The sequence below is a fragment of the Streptomyces sp. C36 genome (genome assembly GCF_040932295.1).
GTDB lineage: Bacteria > Actinomycetota > Actinomycetes > Streptomycetales > Streptomycetaceae > Streptomyces > Streptomyces triculaminicus.
In genome coordinates this window covers 24107-45500 of the sequence record NZ_JBFQGI010000015.1, presented here as the reverse complement: position 1 = coordinate 45500, position 21394 = coordinate 24107, and the positions used below count along the sequence as shown (strand labels likewise).

General features: G+C 73.2%; 13 protein-coding genes. 9 read left to right on the top strand and 4 right to left on the bottom strand.

All coding sequences use genetic code 11. The features are described 5' to 3' along the window. Positions 1-6: 6 nt before the first annotated feature. The gene (locus tag AB4K12_RS30760) at positions 7-5013 is read left to right on the top strand and encodes an NAD-glutamate dehydrogenase (RefSeq protein ID WP_368438037.1); all 5007 of its coding nucleotides are present in this window, start codon (positions 7-9) and stop codon (positions 5011-5013) included. A gap of 83 nt (positions 5014-5096) precedes the next feature. After that, on the top strand, positions 5097-6272 hold the full coding sequence (locus AB4K12_RS30755; RefSeq protein WP_368438035.1) for a hypothetical protein: 1176 nt from the start codon (positions 5097-5099) through the stop codon (positions 6270-6272). Here AB4K12_RS30755 and AB4K12_RS30750 read toward each other — a convergent pair. Further along, complete coding sequence (locus AB4K12_RS30750) at positions 6200-6724, bottom strand: GtrA family protein (protein WP_368438063.1); 525 nt, start codon at positions 6722-6724, stop codon at positions 6200-6202. The genes AB4K12_RS30755 and AB4K12_RS30750 overlap by 73 nt on opposite strands. A 195-nt stretch (positions 6725-6919) precedes the next feature. On the opposite strand from AB4K12_RS30750, the gene AB4K12_RS30745 reads away from it, so the two are divergent. The 6 genes from AB4K12_RS30745 (at position 6920) to AB4K12_RS30720 (ending at position 15667) form a co-directional block, all read left to right on the top strand. Continuing rightward, positions 6920-7999, top strand: a complete 1080-nt coding sequence (locus AB4K12_RS30745; RefSeq protein WP_368438033.1) for a sugar phosphate nucleotidyltransferase — start codon at positions 6920-6922, stop codon at positions 7997-7999. A gap of 71 nt (positions 8000-8070) precedes the next feature. Next, positions 8071-8886, top strand: a complete 816-nt coding sequence (locus AB4K12_RS30740) for a polyprenol monophosphomannose synthase (protein ID WP_368438032.1) — start codon at positions 8071-8073, stop codon at positions 8884-8886. A gap of 3 nt (positions 8887-8889) precedes the next feature. Beyond that, positions 8890-10407, top strand: coding sequence for a hypothetical protein (locus tag AB4K12_RS30735; RefSeq protein ID WP_368438030.1), 1518 nt, complete (start codon positions 8890-8892; stop codon positions 10405-10407). Then, positions 10404-11660 (top strand): glycosyltransferase 87 family protein, encoded by a 1257-nt coding sequence (locus tag AB4K12_RS30730; protein ID WP_368438028.1) that lies wholly within the window; start codon positions 10404-10406, stop codon positions 11658-11660. The genes AB4K12_RS30735 and AB4K12_RS30730 overlap by 4 nt, the downstream gene beginning before the upstream one ends. Positions 11661-11669: 9 nt before the next feature. Then, entirely contained in the window at positions 11670-14525 is a 2856-nt protein-coding gene (locus AB4K12_RS30725) for a CDP-glycerol glycerophosphotransferase family protein (protein WP_368438026.1), read from the top strand. Next, a complete protein-coding gene (locus AB4K12_RS30720) occupies positions 14522-15667 on the top strand; it encodes a glycosyltransferase (RefSeq protein ID WP_368438024.1) in 1146 nt (381 codons plus the stop codon). Before AB4K12_RS30725 ends, AB4K12_RS30720 begins: the two co-directional genes overlap by 4 nt. A gap of 125 nt (positions 15668-15792) precedes the next feature. Here the strand turns inward: AB4K12_RS30720 and AB4K12_RS30715 are convergent, their stop codons facing one another. Continuing rightward, a complete protein-coding gene (locus AB4K12_RS30715; RefSeq protein WP_368438022.1) occupies positions 15793-17436 on the bottom strand; it encodes a glycosyltransferase family 2 protein in 1644 nt (547 codons plus the stop codon). Positions 17437-17638: 202 nt separating this feature from the next. Here AB4K12_RS30715 and AB4K12_RS30710 point away from each other — a divergent pair, with 202 nt between their 5' ends. Beyond that, positions 17639-19138 carry a glycosyltransferase family 39 protein gene (locus AB4K12_RS30710; RefSeq protein WP_368438020.1) on the top strand — a complete coding sequence of 500 codons (1500 nt, stop codon included), beginning with the start codon at positions 17639-17641 and terminating at the stop codon, positions 19136-19138. Between the two features lie 22 nt (positions 19139-19160). Here the strand turns inward: AB4K12_RS30710 and AB4K12_RS30705 are convergent, their stop codons facing one another. Together AB4K12_RS30705 and AB4K12_RS30700 are read right to left on the bottom strand one after the other, a co-directional pair. Next, positions 19161-20060, bottom strand: a complete 900-nt coding sequence (locus AB4K12_RS30705) for a carbohydrate ABC transporter permease (RefSeq protein ID WP_368438018.1) — start codon at positions 20058-20060, stop codon at positions 19161-19163. After that, positions 20057-21343, bottom strand: coding sequence for an ABC transporter permease subunit (locus AB4K12_RS30700; RefSeq protein ID WP_368438062.1), 1287 nt, complete (start codon positions 21341-21343; stop codon positions 20057-20059). Before AB4K12_RS30700 ends, AB4K12_RS30705 begins: the two co-directional genes overlap by 4 nt. Between the last annotated feature and the right edge of the window lie 51 nt (positions 21344-21394).

Here is a 21394-nt window from a genome sequence, read left to right as displayed (position 1 = left end):
GAGGACATGCAGACCAAGCTGGACGAAGCCAAGGCCGATTTGCTCGAGCGGGCGGCCCGCGTCGCTGAAACCGGATCGGCCGGGGGCCCACGCCCGGGCGGACCCCAGGGTGAAGGCGGGGTCGACCACGAGACCATGACCGCCTACCTCCAGCGTTACTACCTGCACACCGCGCCCGAGGACCTCACCGGACGGGATCCGGTCGACATCTACGGCGCGGCCATGTCGCACTACCGCCTGGCCGAGCAGCGGCCGCAGGGCACCGCGAACGTGCGCGTCCACACCCCGACCGTGGAGGAGAACGGCTGGACGTCCAGCCACTCCGTGGTCGAGGTCGTCACCGACGACATGCCCTTCCTGGTCGACTCCGTCACCAACGAGCTCTCCCGGCAGAACCGCGGCATCCACGTCGTCATCCACCCGCAGGTGATCGTGCGCCGCGACGTGACCGGCCGCCTGCTCGAGGTCCTCGGCTCCGCCTGCGACGCCCACGGCACGGACTCGGACACCGAGGCGCCGCACGACGCGCTCGTCGAGTCCTGGATCCACGTCGAGATCGACCGCGAGACCGACCGCGACGACCTCAAGCAGATCGCCGCCGACCTGCTGCGCGTCCTCAACGACGTCCGCGAGACCGTCGAGGACTGGGGCAAGATGCGCGACGCCGCCCTGCGCATCGCCGACGGCCTCGCCGACGAGCCGACGAACGACATCCCCGGCACCGAGCTCGACGAGGCCCGTGAGCTGCTGCGCTGGCTCGCCGCCGATCACTTCACCTTCCTCGGCTACCGCGAGTACGACCTGACCAAGGTCGCCACCAGCGGCGGCGAGGAGGACGTCCTGACGGCCGTTCCCGGCACCGGACTGGGCATCCTGCGCTCCGACCCCTCCCACACCCCCGACGGGCACCACGACGGCCACCACGCGCCGCTCTCGCGCCCCTCCTCGCCCTCCTTCAGCCGGCTCCCGGCGGACGCCCGCGCCAAGGCCCGCGAGCACAAGCTGCTGGTGCTGACCAAGGCCAACAGCCGCGCCACCGTCCACCGCCCCTCCTACCTCGACTACGTCGGGGTCAAGAAGTTCGACGCCGCGGGCAACGTCACCGGCGAGCGCCGCTTCCTGGGCCTGTTCTCCTCCGCCGCGTACACCGAGTCCGTGCGCCGCGTCCCGGTCATCCGCCGCAAGGTCGCCCAGGTCCTGGACGACGCCGGCTTCCGCCCCGACAGCCACGACGGCCGCGACCTGCTCCAGATCCTGGAGACCTACCCGCGTGACGAGCTGTTCCAGACGGACACCGACCAGCTGCGGTCCATCGCCACCAGCGTGCTCTACCTGCAGGAGCGCCGCCGGCTGCGGTCGTACCTGCGCCGCGACGAGTACGGGCGCTACTACTCCGCCCTGGTCTACCTGCCGCGCGACCGCTACACCACCGGCGTCCGGCTGCGCCTGATCGACATCCTCAAGGAGGAGCTCGGCGGCTCCAGCGTCGACTTCACCGCCTGGAACACCGAGTCGGTCCTCTCCCGCCTGCACTTCGTCGTCCGCGTCGAGCCCGGTGCCACCCTGCCCGACCTCACCGACGCCGACGTGGACCGCATCGAGCAGCGCCTGGTGGAGGCCGCCCGCTCCTGGGCCGACGGCTTCGCCGAGACGCTGACCGCCGAGGTCGGCGAGGAGCGCGCCGCCGAGCTGCTGCGCACCTACGGCCAGGCCTTCCCCGAGGGCTACAAGGCCGACCACAGCCCCCGTGGCGCCGTCTCCGACCTCGGTCACCTGGAGAAGCTGACCGCGGCCGGCGGCGACCGCGACTTCGAGCTGAGCCTGTACGAGCCGGTCGGCGCGAAGCCGGGCGAGCGCCGCTTCAAGATCTACCGCACGGGTGAGCCGGTCTCGCTCTCCGCCGTCCTGCCGGTGCTGCACCGCCTGGGCGTCGAGGTCGTCGACGAGCGCCCGTACGAGCTGCGCTGCTCGGACCGGACCACCGCCTGGATCTACGACTTCGGGCTGCGGCTGCCCGACAACATCGTGGGCGACGACGCGCGCACCCGCTTCCAGGAGGCCTTCGCGGCCGTGTGGACCGGCGCCGCGGAGAACGACAACTTCAACAACCTCGTGCTGCGGGCCGGCCTCGACTGGCGTCAGGCGATGGTGCTCCGGGCGTACGCCAAGTACCTGCGGCAGGCCGGTACGACCTTCAGCCAGGCGTACATGGAGGACACCCTCAGCAACAACGTCCACACCACGCGCCTGCTGGTCAACCTCTTCGAGGCCCGGATGTCCCCGGCCCTCCAGCGCGCCGGCAACGAGCTCATCGACGGGATGGAGGAGGAGCTGGACGGCGCTCTCGACCAGGTCGCGAGCCTGGACGAGGACCGCATCCTGCGCTCCTTCCTGACCGTCATCAAGGCCACGCTGCGCACCAACCACTTCCAGCGCGACGCCGACGGCGCCCCGCGCCCGTACCTGTCGATCAAGCTCGACCCGCAGGCCATCCCGGACCTGCCGGCGCCCCGCCCGGCCTTCGAGATCTGGGTCTACTCCCCGCGCGTCGAGGGCGTGCACCTGCGCTTCGGCAAGGTCGCCCGCGGCGGTCTGCGCTGGTCCGACCGGCGCGAGGACTTCCGCACCGAGGTCCTGGGCCTGGTCAAGGCGCAGATGGTGAAGAACACCGTCATCGTGCCCGTCGGCGCCAAGGGCGGCTTCGTCGGCAAGCAGCTGCCGGACCCGTCGGTCGACCGTGACGCGTGGCTGGCCGAGGGCATCGCCTCGTACAAGACCTTCATCTCCGGCCTGCTCGACATCACCGACAACATGGTCGGCGGCGAGGTCGTGCCGCCCAAGGACGTCGTCCGCCACGACGAGGACGACACCTACCTCGTCGTCGCCGCCGACAAGGGCACCGCGACCTTCTCCGACATCGCCAACGAGGTCGCCGAGTCCTACGGCTTCTGGCTGGGCGACGCCTTCGCCTCCGGCGGCTCGGCCGGCTACGACCACAAGGGCATGGGCATCACCGCCCGCGGTGCCTGGGAGTCGGTCAAGCGCCACTTCCGCGAGCTGGGCCACAACACCCAGACCGAGGACTTCACGGTCGTCGGCGTCGGTGACATGTCCGGTGACGTGTTCGGCAACGGCATGCTGCTCTCCGAGCACATCCGCCTGGTCGCCGCCTTCGACCACCGGCACATCTTCCTCGACCCGACCCCGGACGCGGCCGTCTCCTACGCCGAGCGCCGCCGTCTGTTCGAGCTGCCGCGCTCGTCCTGGGCCGACTACGACACCTCCCTGCTGTCGCAGGGCGGTGGCATCCACCCGCGCACGGCCAAGTCGATCCCGGTCAACGCCCATGTGCGCAAGGCCCTGGGCATCGAGCCGGGCGTCACCAAGATGACCCCCGCCGAGCTGATGAAGACCATCCTCAGCTCGCCGGTCGACCTGCTGTGGAACGGCGGCATCGGCACGTACGTCAAGGCGTCCACCGAGTCGCACGCCGACGTGGGCGACAAGGCCAACGACGCCATCCGCGTCGACGGCCAGGACCTGCGGGTCAAGGTCGTCGGCGAGGGCGGCAACCTGGGCCTGACCCAGCTCGGCCGCATCGAGTTCGCGCTGACCGGCGGACCGGAGTCCACCGGCGGCAGGATCAACACGGACGCCATCGACAACAGCGCCGGCGTGGACACCTCCGACCACGAGGTGAACATCAAGATCCTGCTCAACGCCCTCGTCATCGACGGCGACATGACCGTCAAGCAGCGCAACAAGCTGCTGGCGGAGATGACCGACGAGGTCGGCGAGCTGGTGCTGCGCAACAACTACGCGCAGAACGTCGCCCTGGCCAACGCCGTGGCCCAGGCCCCCAGCCTGCTCCACGCCCACCAGCGGGTCATGCGCAGGCTCACCCGCGACGGCCACCTGGACCGCGCGCTGGAGTTCCTGCCCAGCGACCGGCAGATCCGTGAGCGGCTGTCGACCGGCCGCGGGCTGACCCAGCCCGAGCTGGCCGTCCTCCTCGCCTACATCAAGATCACCGCGGCCGAGGAGCTGCTCACCACCGAGCTGCCCGACGACCCGTACCTGCAGCGACTGCTCTACGCCTACTTCCCGCAGGCGCTGCGCCAGTCGTTCGGCGAGCAGATCGACAGCCACGCGCTGCGCCGCGAGATCATCACCACCGTCCTGGTGAACGACACCGTCAACACCGGTGGTTCGACCTTCCTGCACCGCCTGCGGGAGGAGACCGGGGCCTCGCTGGAGGAGATCGTCCGGGCGCAGACCGCGGCCCGCGAGATCTTCGGTCTCAACGCCGTGTGGGACGCCGTCGAGTCGCTGGACAACGAGGTCGCCGCCGACGTCCAGACCCGTGTGCGGCTGCACTCGCGCCGTCTGGTCGAGCGCGGCACGCGCTGGCTGCTCAACAACCGGCCGCAGCCGCTGCAGCTGGCGGAGACCATCGAGTTCTTCCGCGACGGCGTGAACGCGGTCTGGGCCGAGCTGCCCAAGCTGCTGCGCGGCGCCGACATGGAGTGGTGGCAGTCCATCCACGACGAGCTCGTCGCCGCCGAGGTGCCCGACGAGCTGGCGGTCAAGGTCGCCGGATTCTCGTCCGCCTTCCCGGCGCTCGACATCGTCGCCACCGCCGACCGTTCGGGCAAGCAGCCGCTGGACGTGGCCGAGGTCTACTACGACCTGGCCGACCGGCTGCACATCACCCAGCTGATGGACCGGATCATCGAGCTGCCGCGGTCCGACCGCTGGCAGTCCATGGCCCGTGCCTCCATCCGTGAGGACCTCTACGCCGCCCACTCGGCGCTCACCGCCGAGGTCCTGTCGGCCGGCAACGGCGCCTCCACCCCGGAGGAGCGGTTCGGGGAGTGGGAGGAGCGCAACGCCGCGATCCTGACCCGGGCGCGCACGACGCTGGACGAGATCCGCGGCTCGGACGCCTTCGACCTGGCCAACCTGTCGGTGGCGATGCGCACGATGCGCACGCTGCTGCGCACCCACGGCTGAGGCACGACCTCCGCATCGGTATGAAAGGGGCGGCTCCGGGGAAAACCCCCGGAGTCGCCCCTTTCGCATGCTAAGAGAGACGGATGGCAGTCGTTCCACGGCTCGTTTCCCGCCCGTCACGGCTCGTATCCCTCCCCGCCCGTCGTGAGACGGCCGTCGCGGTGGCCCTCCATCTGGCCGTGGCGGCCGTCGGCTTCGCCGTGCTGCTGCTGGTGAGCCACCACCTCGGGCACGGGGTGCGCTGGGTGCTGTACCGCTGGGACAGCGGCCACTATCTGCGCGTCGCCGAGCGCGGATACCCCAGCGCCATCGCCTACCGCTCCGACGGGACGCCCGCGTACAGCCGGCTCGCCTTCTTCCCGCTCGTGCCGGCCCTCATCCGCGCCGCGCACCTGCTGACCGCGCTTCCCTACGCGTACGCGGGCGTGCTCGTCTCCTGGTGCGCCGCCGCGGCGGCCGCGGCCGGGGTGTTCGCGCTCGTGCGGGCGGCCGGGGGCGGCGCGGGCGCCGGGTACGCGTGCGTGGCGCTGTGGTCCTGCTCGCCGTACGCCTTCGCGCTGTGGGTGCCGTACTCGGAGGCGGTCTTCAGCGCGCTGCTGGTGTGGGCCCTGGTGGCCCTGCTGGCGGCCCGCTGGCTGACGGCCGGCGTGCTGTGCGCGCTGGCCGGCGCCGTCAGACCCACGGCCACGGTCCTCATCGCGACGCTGGCGCTGGCGGCGGGCTGGGCGGTGCTGCGGGGCCGGGACGGCTGGCGGCCGTGGGTGGCGCTGGCGCTGGCGCCGCTGGGGCTGGTGGCCGGGTGGCTGTTCCTGGGCAGCAGGGTGGGCCGCTGGGACGGCTGGTTCGAGGCGGAGCGGGCCTGGGGTCAGTCCTTCGACTTCGGCGTGGGCACGGTCGGGTTCCTGTGGGAGGTCTTCCTCCACCGCGACGGACAGGCCGAGGACGTACGGCATGTGGCCGTGGTGGCGGTGGTGCTGCTGACGGCCGTGGGGGCGCTGGCCCTGGCGCTGGACCGGAGCGTGCCGTGGCAGCTGGCCGCGCTGGTCGCCGCGGCCTGGCTGCTGATGATGGGGACGCCGGGCTCGCAGTTCTCGAAGCCACGTTTCATGCTGCCGTTCCTGCCGGTTCTGCTGCTGTTGGTGGCCAGGCCGCTCGCGCGTGTTCCGCTTGGGGTGCGGTGCTGTCTCTACGGTGGAGGTGCGGTGGTCTCGGGTTGGTACGCGGCCGGTTTGCTCGTGCTGTTCGACGGCTCGCCGTGACCGTCGCCGGCCGCGCCGTCGTGCCCGGACGCCCGCCGCGGGACGTGGCCGGGCAGGGCGCGGAACACCCAGGCGCGGTAGGACCAGAAGCGGAACAGCGTGGCCGTGGCGATGCCGACGAACTTGAAGACGTTGCTGAGGAAGGGGCTCGCCCATCCGAAGCCGTAGGTGGCGGCGTAGAGGATGCCGTTCTCGATGACCAGCCCGACGCCGCTGAAGGCGGCGAAGAGGAAGACCTCTCTGCTGCGGTGGCTCTTGTCGCGGTCCCGGTAGGTGAAGTAGCGCAGGCCGAGGTAGTTGAAGGCGATGGCCACGGTGGTCGCGATCACGCTGCAGCGCACCACCGGCAGTCCGGTGGCCCCCCGGCAGACGTTGAAGACTCCGAGGTTGACGAAGATCCCCAGGCCGCCCACCGTGCCGAACTTCGCGAACTCGTGAACGAGCGCCAGCAGGCGGCCGCGGCCACGCGTGCGTGTCCCTCTCGCCGCTCTCCCTCTCGTCCCTCTCGATGGTGTCGGTCGCAAGGGCTTCTCCCGATACGGTCGCCACGCCTAGCGGACATTTCACGCAGACAACCGATTGTAGTGTAAATTGCCGCAAAAAATGACGCACTGCGATGAGGCGACCACAACGGGCGAGGAACTGGCATGACAGAGGCGGTACTGCTCGTCGGCGGCAAGGGCACTCGGCTCCAGCCGCTCACCATCAACACGCCCAAGCCCATGGTCCCGGCGGCGGGAGTGCCCTTCCTGGCCCACCAGCTGGCCCGCGCGAGAGCCGCCGGGGTCGACCACGTCGTGCTCGCCACCTCCTACCTCGCCGAGGTCTTCGAGCCCTACTTCGGCGACGGCTCCGCCCACGGCCTGCGGCTCACCTATGTCACCGAGGACGAGCCCCTGGGCACCGGCGGCGCCATCCGCCACGCGGCCCGCGCGCTGACCTCCGGCCCCCGCGACCCCGTCCTGGTCCTCAACGGCGACATCCTCACCGGCCTCGACATCCGCGGCCTGCTCCTGCGCCACGAACGGGCGCAGGCCGACGTCACCCTCCACCTGACGCGGGTGGCGTCCCCCGGCGCCTACGGGCTCGTGCCCACCGACGCCGACGGCCGGGTCCTCGCCTTCACCGAGAAGCCGCAGCGGCCCGAGGAGATCGTCACCGACCAGATCAACGCCGGCTGCTACGCCTTCCGGCGCGAGGTGATCGACGCCATCCCCGGCGACCGCCCGGTCTCCGTCGAACGGGAGACCTTCCCCGGCCTGCTCGCCGACGGCGCGCTGCTGCACGGCGTGGTCGACGCCTCGTACTGGCTGGACGTCGGCCGCCCCGCCTCCTTCGTCCAGGCCTCCGCCGACCTCGTGCGCGGCGTCGTCCGCTCTCCGGCCGTCCCCGGGGAGCCCGGCGAACACCTCGTGCTGCCCGGCGCCCGCATCGAGCCCGGCGCCCGGATCGGCGGCGGCACCGTCGTGGGATCCGGCGCCCACATCGCGGCCGGAGCCGACGTCCAGGGGTCCGTCGTCCTCGACGGCGCCCGTATCGAGGCGGACGCGCGCGTGCGCGCCTCCATGGTCGGAAGCCGCGCCCGGGTGGGCCCGCGGACCGTGCTCGACGGCGCGGTGATCGGCGATCACTCCCGGATCGGCGCGGACAATGAACTGCGTGAGGGGGCGCGCATCTGGTGCGGCACGGCCATCCCTGACGCCGCCATCCGCTTCTCCGCCGTGTGACCCCCGCTCCCGCCCGCCCTCGACCGGTCGTGGTCCTCTCCGCCGGTCGTACCGACAAGGAACCGCTGCCCATGAGCGTTCACCACCGCACCGCCCCCGCGACACCGCTCCCCGCGGAATGGGGCCGCACTCCCCTGACCGTGGTGATGCCGACCTACAACGAGGCGCAGAACCTGCCCACCATGGCCGAGGCGCTGATGGCCCTGCCGCTGCCGGGCCTGAGCCTGCTGGTCGTCGACGACGACAGTCCCGACGGCACCGGAACCATCGCCGAACAGCTGGCCGAGAAGTACAACGAACTCGGCCGCACCCGCATGGGCGTCCTGCACCGCACCGCCAAGGACGGCCTCGGCCGCGCCTACGCCGCCGGAATGGACCGGGCCGTCAGCGAGGGCGCCGCCTACGTCCTGCAGATGGACGCCGACGGCAGCCATCCCGCCGACCGGATCGCCGAGATGCTCGGCGTCGCCCTGGCCACCGGCGCGGACGTCGTCGTCGGCAGCCGGTACGTGCCGGGCGGCACGCTCTCCGACGCCTGGGCCACCCACCGCAAGCTGCTCTCGCGCTGGGCCAACGCCTACGCCAGCGGCATCCTCGGCACCCGCGTCCGCGACATCACCGGCGGCTTCAACCTCTGGAGCGCGCAGGCGCTGCGCGCCATCGACCTCGCCTCCCTCGACAGCGCCGGCTACAGCTTCCAGGTCGAGATGAAGTACCGCGCGCTGCGGGACGGCTTCACCGTCATGGAGGTGCCGATCCACTTCGAGGACCGTGCCGCCGGGGAGTCGAAGATGAACCTGGCGGTCCAGCTCGAGTCCGTCGCCATGCCCTGGCGGCTGCGCTCGAAGGCGCTGCGCGCGGTGAAGCCCGGCAAGCGCGCCCACTGACCCGTGACCCGGACCGCCCCGCCCCTCGCCGTGCGCGCCGCGCTGCGGCGGTCGGCCGCCGTCGGCGTCGTACTGCTGACGGTCCTGTTGCTGCTCATGGTGGTGCGGCTGCCGTGGTCCGGCGACCTCGGCATGCACGGGGCGGTCCTCGAGCGGCTGCGCGCCGACCTCGTCCATCCGGGCAACCCCCTGGTGGACGAGGACACCGACAGCCCGTACTACTCGCCCTGGACGGTCTCGCTGGCGCTGGTCGCGACGGCGGGGGGCTGGAGCACCTTCGCGGTGCTGCGGCTGGCCGCCCTGGCCGGCCTCGTTCTGCTGGGCACCGGGACCGCCGCCTTCGTACGGACGTTCAGCCGCCGGCGGGGGGCGGTGCCGCTCGCCCTGCTGTGCGTGCCGCTGCTGTACGGGGTGCGGCTGTTCGCGTGGAGCGGTGTGCCGGGCCTCACCTCTCTCTGTCTGACCCTGGCCTATCCCAGCACCTTCGCCCTCGGGCTCGCCCTCCATCTGTGGGCGCTGCTGCGGCGGGCCCTGGCCGAGGCCTGGGGGCCGGTGGGGTTCCTGGGGCTGGGGGCGCTGCTGGCCGGGGTGCTGCTGTGCCATCAGTTCACGGGAGCGGTCGCGGTGCTGGGCGCGGCGGCCGTACTGCTGGGCGCGCGGCCGTGGCCGGGCACGGCGGTGCGGCGGAGGCTGGCCGCCGGGGCCGCGCTGGCGCTGGCGCTGCTCCTGTGCTGGCCGTACTACCCCTTCCTCGCGCTGGCCGGCGGGGGCGGCCTGGACGCCATCCACCGGCCGCTCTACGGCCATCTGGCGCAGAAGTTCTGCCTGGCGGGGCTGGGCGTGGTGGCGCTGGCGGTGCGGTGGCGGCGCGACCGCCGTGATCCGCTCGCCCTGCTGTTCGTCCTGGGCGCCGTGGTCTTCGCCGCCGGATGGGTGAGCGGGCACTACGCGTGGGGGCGGGTGCTGCCGACGGTGCTGATCTCCGCCCAGCTCGCCCTCGCGGTCGAGGTGGCGGAGGCGGCCGCGAGCGGCGCCGGCCGGCGGCGGTGGGCGCCGGCCGCGGTGACCGGGGCGGCCCTGCTGGCGGGGGCGTGGACGCAGGCCGGCGTGCTGGCGTACGTCCTGCGCGAGGACGCCGTTCCGCCCGGGCTGCGCGACGTGCCGGCCGTCGCCCTCTGGCCGCGGTTCGGCTGGGCGGCGGCGAGGGTGCCCAAAGGCGCGACGGTGATGACGGACGACTACTACGCGCTGCGCACGCTGCCCGCCTACGGCCCGTACACGGTGGCGCCCGCCTACCCCGACGCCTTCCTCCCCGACGAGAAGCGGCGCCGGGAGGCCACTCGGCGCTACTTCACCCCTGCCACCTCCCGGGCCGAACGGCTCGGCATCCTCAAGGAGTACGGCGTGCGATGGGTGCTGCAGAAGAACGGCGGAGCGGGCCTGCCGCCCGGCGATCCGGCGCTGCGGGCGGCGGCCCGGGGGCCAGGCGGGTTCGCGCTGCTGGAGGTCGTGGAGCGGTGAACGCCTTCTCGAACGCTTCCTCCGGGCGTCCGGACGGTCTGGGCCGCCTGCTGCGCGCCAGGGCCTCGTGGCCGGTGCTGACGGCCGCGGTGCTGCTGTTCGTGCTGAGCTCGATCCGCCCGTACGCCAAGGACCGCATCGGCATCGACAACGCTGTCGTCGTGCGTGCGGCCCGGGCGTTGCTCGAGGGCGGCTCGCCGTACGCGGACCGGCGGTTCCTGTATCTGCCGGGGGCCGTCTTCGCGGCGTTGCCTCAGACGCTGCTCTCCGAGCGGGTGCTGTTCTACGCCGTTCCGGTGGTGACGGGCGCGCTGGTGGCGGCGGGGGCGGTGCTGGCGCTGCGGATCTTCGACGTACGGGCCGACAGCCGACTGGCGGCGGCGGTGGCGGTGGGGATCGCGTTGTTCCTGCCGTTCCACAGCCTGGTCTTCCTGGGCAACTGGACGGCGGCCTCGGTGGTCGCCTTCCCGGCGGCCCTGCTGCTGGCGCGGCGGGGGCGGTGGAGGGCGGCGGGCGCGGTGGTGGGGGCGGCGATCGCGCTCAAGCCGATGCTGGTGCCGCTGTTGCTGCTGTTCGTGCTGGCCAGGCGGTGGCGGGCGCTGGGGTGGGCGGTGGGCGTCCTGGCCGGGGTGTCGCTGGCGGCGGCTTCGGCGATGCCCAGGCCCGGGCTGTTCCTCACCCGGACGCTGCCGTTCCTGTTGCACGGGCAGGACGCCTACGCGCGCCCGTACGACGCCGCGTGGCCGTCCGTGCTGCCCCGGCTGGGGGTGCCGCAGCCGCTGGCGTTCGCCCTGGCCGTGCTGGCGGCGGTGGCGGTGCTGTGCTGCGCCGGGCTGCGGTGGCGGGGCGGGGGCGAGCCGGGGGTCCGGCTGGTGGAGTGCGGGGCGCTGCTGATGCTGGCGGCGTTCGTGGTGTCGCGGCCGTCGTTCCTCAACTACGCGCTGGTCGTCGTGCCGTCGCTGGTGGCGTCGGTGGTGGTGCGGGGGGCGGTGGTGCGGTCGGTGTGGTTCTGGATGCCGCTGGTGCCGCAGTTGGGAGGGGTGCCGTGGCCGGGGCTGGACTCGGCGGAGCGGCACGCGTTCAAGGACATCGTGATGTTCGGCGGGCTGGCGGCGGTGCTGGCGCTGGCGGCCTGGCGGGGAGAAATCCGCGGGCGGATCGGGGGTTTGGTTACTGTGCGTAGCGGTGATTACTCTAAGTATCGACAGTCGGCCACCGCCGACGCCGCCGAGTCACTGCCCGACCGGAAGTGAGGTGATCGTATGCCCGCCACGGCTGAGCCCCTGCCCCCTGCCGGTGAAGCCTTCCCCGCCGCCGCTGCCGGCACCCCCGACGTCAGCGTCGTGGTGATCGTCTACAACGACGCCCCGAGGCTGCCGCGCGCCGTCCGGTCGGTGCTCGGACAGTCGCTGCGCCACCTCGAGGTGATCGTCGTCGACGACTGCTCGACGGACGCCACGCCGTCCGTCGTGCGGGAGCTGGCCGGCTCCGACCCCAGAGTGCGCGGCCTGCGGCTCGCGTCGAACAGCGGAGGGTGCGGCGCACCGCGCAACGCCGGCATCGCCGCGGCCCGGGCGCCCTATGTGATGTTCCTCGACAGCGACGACGAACTCCCCTACCACTCCTGCAAATCGCTGCTGCTGGCCGCCGAGGAGACCGGCGCCGACTTCGTGACCGGCGAGGTCACCCGCCTCTTCGAGGAGACCGGAACCACGGGCCTGTGGTACCCCGAACTCTTCGAGGACGTCCGCGTCGTCGAGGGCATCCGCGCGGCCCCCGAGTACTTCACGGACAGCCTCTCCACCAACAAGCTCTACCGCGCCGACTTCATCGACCGGCACGGTCTGTGCTTCCCCGAAGACCTGCACTACGAGGACCAGCTGTTCACCGCCAAGGCCTTCACTCTCGCGCGCGCCTTCGCGGTGGTGCCCTGGCCCGTCTACACCTGGCGGCTCGCCGGCGACCCCGCGGCCGGGCCGTCCATCTCCTCCAGCCGGCACAAGATCCAGAACGTGGCGGACCGCATCCGGGCGGCCCGGCTCGTCGACGACTTCCTGGAGGAGACGGGCAACGCCGACCTGAGGCCGGCCAAGGACGCGAAGTTCCTGAGGCACGACCTCCGACTCCACCTGGGCGACCTGCCCTTCCGCGACCCCCGGTGGACGGAGGAGTTCGCCGCCGCCGTAGCCCCGTGTCTGGCCGGCATCCCGGCCGAGGCCTTCGACGCCCTCCCGCGCGAACAGCGGATCTGCCAGTACCTGCTGACGCGTGGACGGCTCGAGGAGGCCGCCGAATGCGCGCGCACCCTCGACCGCCCCCGGCTCGCCCCGCGCCACACCGTGGTGGACGACGCCGGGCGCACCTACTGGGGCCGGACACCGCCCGAGGACGCGCGAGCCGCCGCCGCGCTGGACATCAGCGCGTGGCGGCTCGGCGAGCAGCCGTTCACCACCGGCCCGCTGCGGCACGAGGTGACCGCGCTCGAGCGAGCCGGCGCCCGGCTGCGGATCGCCGTCAGCACGTACGACCCGGCCCGGCTGCTGGCCGGACGGGTGCCGGTCACGGCCGAGCTGCGCGTCGCCGCCGCCGGCGAGCCGCTCGCGGTGCCCTTCCGGTACACGCCCGCCCAGGACCCTCCCGGCGCGGAGCGGGGACCGGCGGTGCGGACCGCCGACGTCGAGCTCGATCTGTCCCAGGTACCCATGGGGCTCAAGGGATTCCGGGGCCGGCGCCACCCCGTGATCACACTGGACCGGCTGGGGCTGACCCGCACCGACCCGCTGCTGGCCCCCGCCGGCCTGACCCCGCTGCGCGTCCGGGCGGGACGGCACGAGATCCGGGCGGCGTGCGAGGGGCGGGGCGCGGGCCGGCTCGAGCTCACCTGGGAGCGCGCGGGCGCCCTGGGCCGCGTCGAGGCCGCCGCGCCCCACCTCACCCCCGTCAGCCGCGGCGCCCGCCGGCTGACCCGCAGGATGACCGGCCCCCGCGCCAAGGCCCTGGCCTACCACGAGCTGCAGAAGCTCCCCATCGACGATGAACTCGTCGTCTTCGAGGCCCTGGAGGGCCGCGGCTACGCCGACAGCCCCCGCTACATCCACGAGGAACTGTGCCGGCGCGGCCTCCCGCTGCGCGCCGTGTGGTCCTACACGGGCAGCCCCTCCTCCTACCCGGACGGCGTGGAGCTGATCAGACGGGGCAGCTGGGAGTACGTCCGTACGGTCGCCCGCGCGCGGTACTGGGTGGACTCGCACGGCTTCCCGGCGCTCTTCGCCAAGCGGCCCGGCACCCGCTATCTGCAGACCTGGCACGGCCAGGCGTTCAAGCACATGGGGTTCGACATCCCCGAGCTGCGCCTCGCCGCCCCGGAACGGCGCCGGCAGCACCGCGAGATGGTGAACCGCTGGGACGCGCTGATCGCCCCCAGCGAGGAGTTCGAGCGCACCTTCGTGCGCGCCAACGAGTACAGCGGCGAGCTGCTGCGCACCGGCCTGCCCCGCAACGACGTGCTCGTGCGGCGGAACGACCCCGAGCAGCGCGACCGCGCCGCCGCCACCCGCGAGCGGCTGCAGATCCCGGACGGACGCTCGGTGCTGCTCTACGCCCCCACCTTCCGCGACGGGGCGCGCGGCAGCGGGGAGTCGGTGCGGGTGGACCTGGAGGAGCTGGCCCACGCAGTGGGCGACGCGTGGATGGTCGTGGTCCGCCCGCATTACTACGAACGCTTCACGGTGCCCCGCGAGCTGGGGCACGCGGTGCGCGACGGCCGTGAGTTCACCGACCTCAACGACCTGATGCTCGCCTCCGACGCGCTGCTGACGGACTACTCGTCGGTGATGTTCGACTACGCCAACCTCGGCCGCCCCATCCTGCTCTACGTCGACGACTACGAGAACTACCGCTCCGTCTCGCGCGGCACGTACTACGACCTGGCGGACATCGCCCCCGGCCCGATGCTCTCCACGACCGGCGAACTGGCCGCGGCGCTGAAGGACCTGAAGGCGGTGCGCGAGCAGTGGGCCGGGGCCCACGCCGCGTTCCAGGAGAGGTTCAACCCGCTGGAGACCGGGCGGGCGAGCAAGGCCGTGGTCGACCTGTTCTTCGAGGGGAGCCCCCGATGAGCCGCCGTGACCTCATCCTCGTGGGCATCGACGTCGACTCCATGGGCGGCTCCCAGCGGGTGCTGCACACGCTCGCCCAGGGATTCGCCGAGCGCGGCCACGCCGTCGAGCTGATCGGCATCCGGCCGAGCCCCGAACCGCACACCTACGTCGCCGACCCGGCGTACCGCCGCACCACGCTCTACCGCACGCCGGCGCCCCCGCCCTGGCAGGCCGCCTCGCTCTCCGAGCGGCTGAACCCGGCACGACTGCGCGAGGCCCACGCCGAACGGGCCGAGCGCGACCGCGCCCGGCGGCGGCTGGCCCGGCGCTTCGCGGCGGCGCGGGAGGGCCATGTCGTCATCGGCTCGCCCTGGGCGGCGGTCTGGCTCGAGGCAGTGCCCCGGCCACCGGGGCTGCGGGCCATCGGCCAGTACCACGAGTCCTTCCTGCAGGCCCGCTCGTCCGTCAACCTCCAGCTGATCCTGCGCCACTACCCGGAGCTGGAGAAGGCGCTGTTCCTCAGCGAGGCGGACGCGGCGGAGTTCCGCCGCCGGCGGCTGCCGAACGCCGCGGTGATGCCCAACCCGCTGCCGTTCACCCCGCTCGCGCCCGCGCCCCTGGACACCCGGCGCGTCGGCGCGGTCGGCCGCCTCGATCCCGTCAAGCGCCTGGACCGGCTGATCGACGCCTTCGCCACGGCCTGCGCCGGACACGACGGATGGGAGCTGCACCTCTTCGGCGACGGCCCGCTCGAGCCGGAGCTGCGGGCGAGAGCCGTCCGGCGCGGGATCGGCGACCGGGTGCGCTTTCGGGGCAGCGTCCGCGACATGGCCGCCGCCTACCGCGAGCTGTCCGTCCTGGCCCTCACCAGCGAACGCGAGGGGCGCCCCATGGCCCTGGCCGAGGCCTCCGCGGCGGGGGTGCCCTGCGTCGGCTTCGACCTGTCCGGCGGCGTACGCGAGCTCGTCGCGCACGGCCGCACGGGCACGCTCGTCCCGCACGGCGACACGGCGGCGTTCGCCGTGGCGCTGGAGGAGCTGATGGCCGACGGCGCGCTGCGCGAGCGCTACGGGCGGGCGGCGCGAGCGCACGTCGCGCCGCTGGCGCTCCCGGCGGTGCTGGACCGGTGGGAGGCGCTGTTCGAGGAGATCGACCGGTGAGGCGGGAGAAGCGGGAGAAGAGGGCGCTGCCGGCGGTGTGCGCGCGGTGCGGGGTGGCCGCGCCGGCGCGAGGTGCCGCCGACCCGGGAGGTCTCCTGCCAGGGCGTCTCCTGCCAGGGCGCCTCCTACCAGGGTGTGCTCTGGCGGACCCGGCGGCGCAGCCTGCGCAGGGCGACGCCGGTGGCGCACCGCACGCCGGGCGCGAGGCGCAGGGCGAGCGATCCGCCGCCGGTGGCGTAGGGCTGTGCCAGCAGCAGTCCGTGCCGGGCGCTGGGCAGCGCGACCGGCCGCATGTCGTCGCCGGCCGCCCGCACGGCGGCCCGCAGGATGCCGCCGTGGGTGCAGTGGATGCGCACGCGGATGTCCCAGGCCTGCGGGGCGTCGGCGGGGCGCCGGCCCCGCCGCGCCAGCTCGGCGAGGTCGAGGTTCAGCTCCGCTTCCCATGTGGAGTCGTCGGCGGCCAGCGGGACGGTGTGTTCGAGCACGGCCTTGCCGTCCCTGAGCCGCAGTTCGATGTCGACGGTGTGCGGGCGGGCCGCCGTCAGGCGCCCGTAGAGGTCGTGGACGCACAGGCGCAGCTCGGTGCGGGCGCCCGTCCGTGGACGCAGCTCGGCGTCCACGGTGACCGGCAGCCGGCGGGCGGGTTTGGCGCCGGGTCCGGTGAGGCCGTCGAGGAGGACCTGCGGCAGGTCCGTCGCCCAGACCGCCCGGCCCGCCGCTTCGGCGTACGGCGGGAGCAGCCGGGCGGGGCGGGCGGCGAGCTGGGCGAGGCGCTCCAGGTCGCGGGGCGTCGCCGTGGCCAGCACGACCCGGGCGATCCAGCGCGCCGGGGCGCGGGCGGCGCACAGGTCGGCCTCGTCGTAGGAGGCCAGGCAGTCGCGGGCCACGCGCCACCAGGCGCGGCGGTAGCCGGGCCCGTGGCCGGGCAGCTCCCGGACGTACATGCGCAGGTCGTGGTCGAGGAACTTCACCCGCGCGGCGTGGGCCAGCGGTGCGCTGCCGGCCTCGCGGAAGACCTCCACGCTGTGCTGGTGGGCGCGGACGCGGGCCTGCCAGTTGGAGACCCGCTCACGGTCGAGGGAGATCGACGGGCGGTCCGCGTCCCGCCGTACGTGCCAGATGTAGACGGTGTCGGGGACGGTCGCCACCCGAGGGGCGGCCGCCAGGACCCGGGCGGTGAAGACGAAGTCCTCGTAGCGGAAGGCCCCTTCGGGGAAGGCGATGCCGTGCCCGGTGAGGAAGGCGCGGGCGTAGAGCTTGTTGACGCAGAGGGTGTCGCGCAGCAGCGCCGGGTGCCCCTCGGGGCAGTCGTGGACGGCGGGCCGCCGGTAGAGGGGGGCCTGCCAGGGGGTGTCGCGCCGCCGGGGGAGCTCCCGGCGCACGCACAGCCCGGCCGCGACGGCGGCGTCGTGCCGCAGCGCCGCGTCCAGGAGCGCGGCGGCCGCGCCGTGGGGCAGGACGTCGTCGCTGTCCAGGAACATCACATAGGGGGCGGTGGCCGCGCGGACGCCGTCGTTGCGGGGGGTGCCGCAGCCACCGCTGTTGACGGGGCGGTGAATGACCCTCAGGCGTGGCTCGCCGGCGGCGATGCGGTCCAGGACGACGCGGGTGCGGTCGGTGGAGGCGTCGTTCACGGCGATGACCTCGGCGACGGCCGGACCCTGGGCGAGCGCGGAGCGTACGGCGTGACCGATGTGCGCGGCGTCGTTGTAGCCGATGACGATCACGCCGACCCGTGCGGTGAGGATTCCGCTCCCGTTCACTGTCACAAAACACAGTCTTATCGAATAAGTAGTGTCAATCAGGGCATTCTGCTCGTCCGCGTGGCCGGACGGGCCGGCGAAGGACCGGCGCAGGGGAGGGGCGCGCATGGTGAGGGAACGGGAACACGAACGGACGCGGGAACGGACGCGGGAACGAGCGGACGAACGGGCGGATGAACAGACGTGGGAGCGGCCCGCGACGGCCGCTGTGACGCGACGGGGGTGGGGCGGAGCCGCGCCGCTCGCGACCGTCGTACCGGCCGCCGTCATGCTCGTCCTCGGCCTGTGGGGGCTGGACCGGGGCACCATGTGGCGGGACGAGGCGGCCACCCTCCAGGTGGCGCGCCGCTCGCTGCCGGAGATCCGGCGCCTGCTCGAGGACGTCGACGCCGTCCACGGCCTGTACTACCTGCTGATGCACCCTCTGGCGGCCCTGGGCGCGGGGGAGACGACGCTGCGGCTGCCGTCCGTGGTGGCGGCCGCGGCCACCGCCGCTCTGGTCGCCGCCCTCGGCCGCCGCCTGGCCCGGCCCCGGGTGGGCCTGTGGGCGGGACTGCTGTACGCGGTCACCCCGTTCGTCAGCCACTACGCCCAGGAGGGCCGCTCGTACGCCCTGGTCGCGGCGGGGGCCGCGCTGGCCACCTGCCTGCTGATACGGGCCGTCGACGGGACGCCGGGGGAGGGCGGCGGGCCGCGCCGGTACGGGCGCTGGGCCGGCTACGGCGCGGTGGTCGCGGTCACGGCGCTGCTCCACGAGTTCGCCGTCCTGCTGCTGGCCGCCCACGCCGTGACCCTGCTGGTCTCCCGGGTTCCCGGGCGGGTGTGGCGCGGCTGGGGCTGCGCGGCGGTGGCCGCCTGCGGGCTGCTGGCGCCGCTGGTCGTGCTCTCGCGCCGGCAGAGCGAACAGGTCTCGTGGATCCGCACCCCGGGCTACGAGCAGGCCAGGGCGCTGCTGTACGCCTTCGCGGGGCCCGGCGAGGCCGTCGTGGTGGTCACGCTGCTCCTGGCGGCCGTCGCGATCGTCGCCCCCCTGCCCCGCAAGGGGCCGCTCGGGCTGACGGCGGTGGCCCTGCCCCTGGTCCTCGTCCCGCCCGTGCTGCTGTACGCCGCGTCCCAGCGGCAGCCGCTCTTCCTCGACCGCTATCTGCTCTTCTGCCTCGCGGGGCTGCCGCTGCTCGCCGCCGCCGGCGCCGAGCGGCTGCTCGGCCTCCTGCCGTGGCGGCGGGTGGCGACGGCGGCCGGCGTCGCGGCCATCGCCCTGGCCTTCGTCTGGCAGCTGCCCTTCCACGAACGGGAGCGGATGCCGGGCAGCCGGGGCGACGAGCTCGCCCGCGTCGCCTCCGCGGTCGGCCGCGTGGCCCGGCCGGGGGACGCGGTGCTGTTCCTCCCGCTGCACGAGCGCCGGATATCCCTGGCCTACCCGCGCGACTTCACCGGGCTGCGCGACCTCACGCTCAAGAGGACGCCCGCCGCCTCCGGCACCCTCTTCGGGGAGGAGGTCGGGGCGGACGAGCTGAGGGCCCGGCTGCGGGGGCTGCCCGCGCGGCAGCGGGTGTGGGTGGTGGCCGACACGACCACCGTGGGCACACCGTGGTTCCGCGCCCAGCGCGAGGAGTTCGCCAAGACGACCGCGCTGGGCGCGCTGTACCGGGAGGAGTCCACCGTGTTCGTACGCGGCGGCGCCGTGTCGCTCTACGTGCGCCGCTAGCGGGGGGCGCCGCCCCGCCGGTTCACTTGACGGCGCCGGCCATCACCCCGCTCACGAACTGGCGCTGGAAGGCGAAGAAGACGGCGAGCGGCACGATCATCGACAGGAACGCGCCCGAGGCGAGGATGTCGACGTTGTCGCCGAACTGACGGACCTGCTGCTGCAGGGCGACGGTGATCGGGGGGTTGCCACTGTCCGCGAAGATCAGCGCGACCAGCATGTCGTTCCACACCCACAGGAACTGGAAGATGCCCAGCGAGGCGATGGCGGGCCCGCCCAGCGGCAGCACCACCCGGGTGAACAGCCGCAGCTCGCCCGCCCCGTCCAGCCGGGCCGCCTCCAGCAGCTCGCGCGGTATCTCCGCGAAGAAGTTGCGCAGCAGGAACACCGCGAAGGGCAGGCCGAAGGCGGTGTGGAAGAGGACGACGCCCACCGTGGACTCGAAGATGCCCAGGGTGTTGAAGAGCTTGGCCACCGGAATGAGGGCGACCTGTACGGGCACCACCAGCAGCCCCACGACCACCATGAACCACCAGTCCCGGCCGGGGAAGTCCAGCCAGGCGAAGGCGTATCCCGCGAGCGCGCCGATCAGGATCACGAGCGCGGTCGCCGGAATGGTGATCAGGGCGGTGGTCAGCAGGGACTGCATGACCTTGTCGTTGGAGAAGAGGGTGTTGTAGCTCTCCGTCGTGAGCTGGGCCGGGTGGGCGAAGACCTGCCACCAGCCCGACGCCGCGATGTCCGACTTGTCGCGGAGCGAGGAGAGCAGCAGCCCCACCGTGGGCATCAGCCAGAACAGCCCCACCACGACGAGGAAGACCCGCAGCAGGCCGCCGCCCAGCCGGGCGGCTATGCGGGCCGGCAGCGACTGCTCCGCCCGTACGACCGTGTTCGCGGTCGGGGTGACGCGCGTGGTGCTCATCGCCGGCCCTCCTTCTCCTTGCGGATCCGCCGGACGTTGACGATCACCACCGGCAGGACGAGCAGCAGCAGGAAGACGGCGATGGCGCTGCCCACGCCCTGGTTGACGTTCGTGCCGAAGGAGGACTGGTAGAGCTGCAGGGCCAGCACGTTGGCGTTGTCGAGGCTGGAGCCGGGGGCGATGATGTAGACGAGGTCGAAGATCTTCAGCACGTTGATCATGAGCGTGACGACCACGACCGCCAGCACCGGCGCCAGCAGCGGCACGGTCACCCGCCGGAAGACCTGCCATTCGTTCGCACCGTCCACCCGTGCCGCCTCCAGCAGTTCCCGGGGCACGCCCGCCAGGCCCGCCGCGATGAGGACCATGGCGAAGCCCGCCCACATCCAGATGTAGGCGCCGATGATGGACGGCGTCACAAGGGTGGGCCCGAGCCAGTCCACACCGTTGTAGGCGGTGGCGAAGTTCGCGGCGGGCAGCCGCAGCCGGGCGCCGTCCGCCACCGGGGGCAGTGTGAACGTCCCGTCCGGGTCGGTCGTGGCCGAGGCCACCGTGCGGCCGTCCTTGACGGCCTCCACCGTCACTCCCGCGAGCGCCTTCTCACCCGCGTCGATCTTCCCGGCGGTACCGCCGCCGCCCCGGGTGAAGTCCATCCACACGGTGCCGGTGACCTTGCCCGCCACGTCCCGCGCGGGGATCGCCTCCTTCGCGCCGCCGACGTCCTCCGGCTTCACGGCCACCAGCGGCAGCGCGACGGCCGTGCCCGCCCGCACCACGTCCCGGGTGGTGTACGAGCCGCCGTCGCTCGCCGCCAGCTCGCCCGCGGGCCGGGGCCGTGCCCCCGGGTAGGGCGCGGGGGCCGCGAACGTGTCGTGGATGCCGACCCAGACCGCGTTGGCGACGCCGCGGTCCGGATTCTGCTCGTACACCAGCCGGAATATGATGCCGGCGGCGAGCATCGAGATGGCCATGGGCATGAAGACGACCAGCTTGAACGCCGTGCCCCAGCGCACCCGTTCGGTGAGCACGGCGAAGATCAGGCCCAGCGCGGTGGCCACGGCCGGCGCCACGACGACCCAGACGACGTTGTTCTTCAGGGCCGTGCGGATCCGGTCGTCGGTGAAGACCTCCTGGTAGTTGTCGACGCCGACGAAGCCGTCGCCGGAGGCGTCGAAGAGGCTGCGGTAGACGGAGTAGCCGATGGGGTAGACGACGAGGGCGCCGAGCAGGGCCAGCGCGGGCAGCAGGAAGCAGGCGGCGATCCACGGGCGCGTGCCGAGCACGCTCCGGGTCCTGGCCGCCGGGCGCTCCCCGGCCGTGGGCGGGGGAGCGGT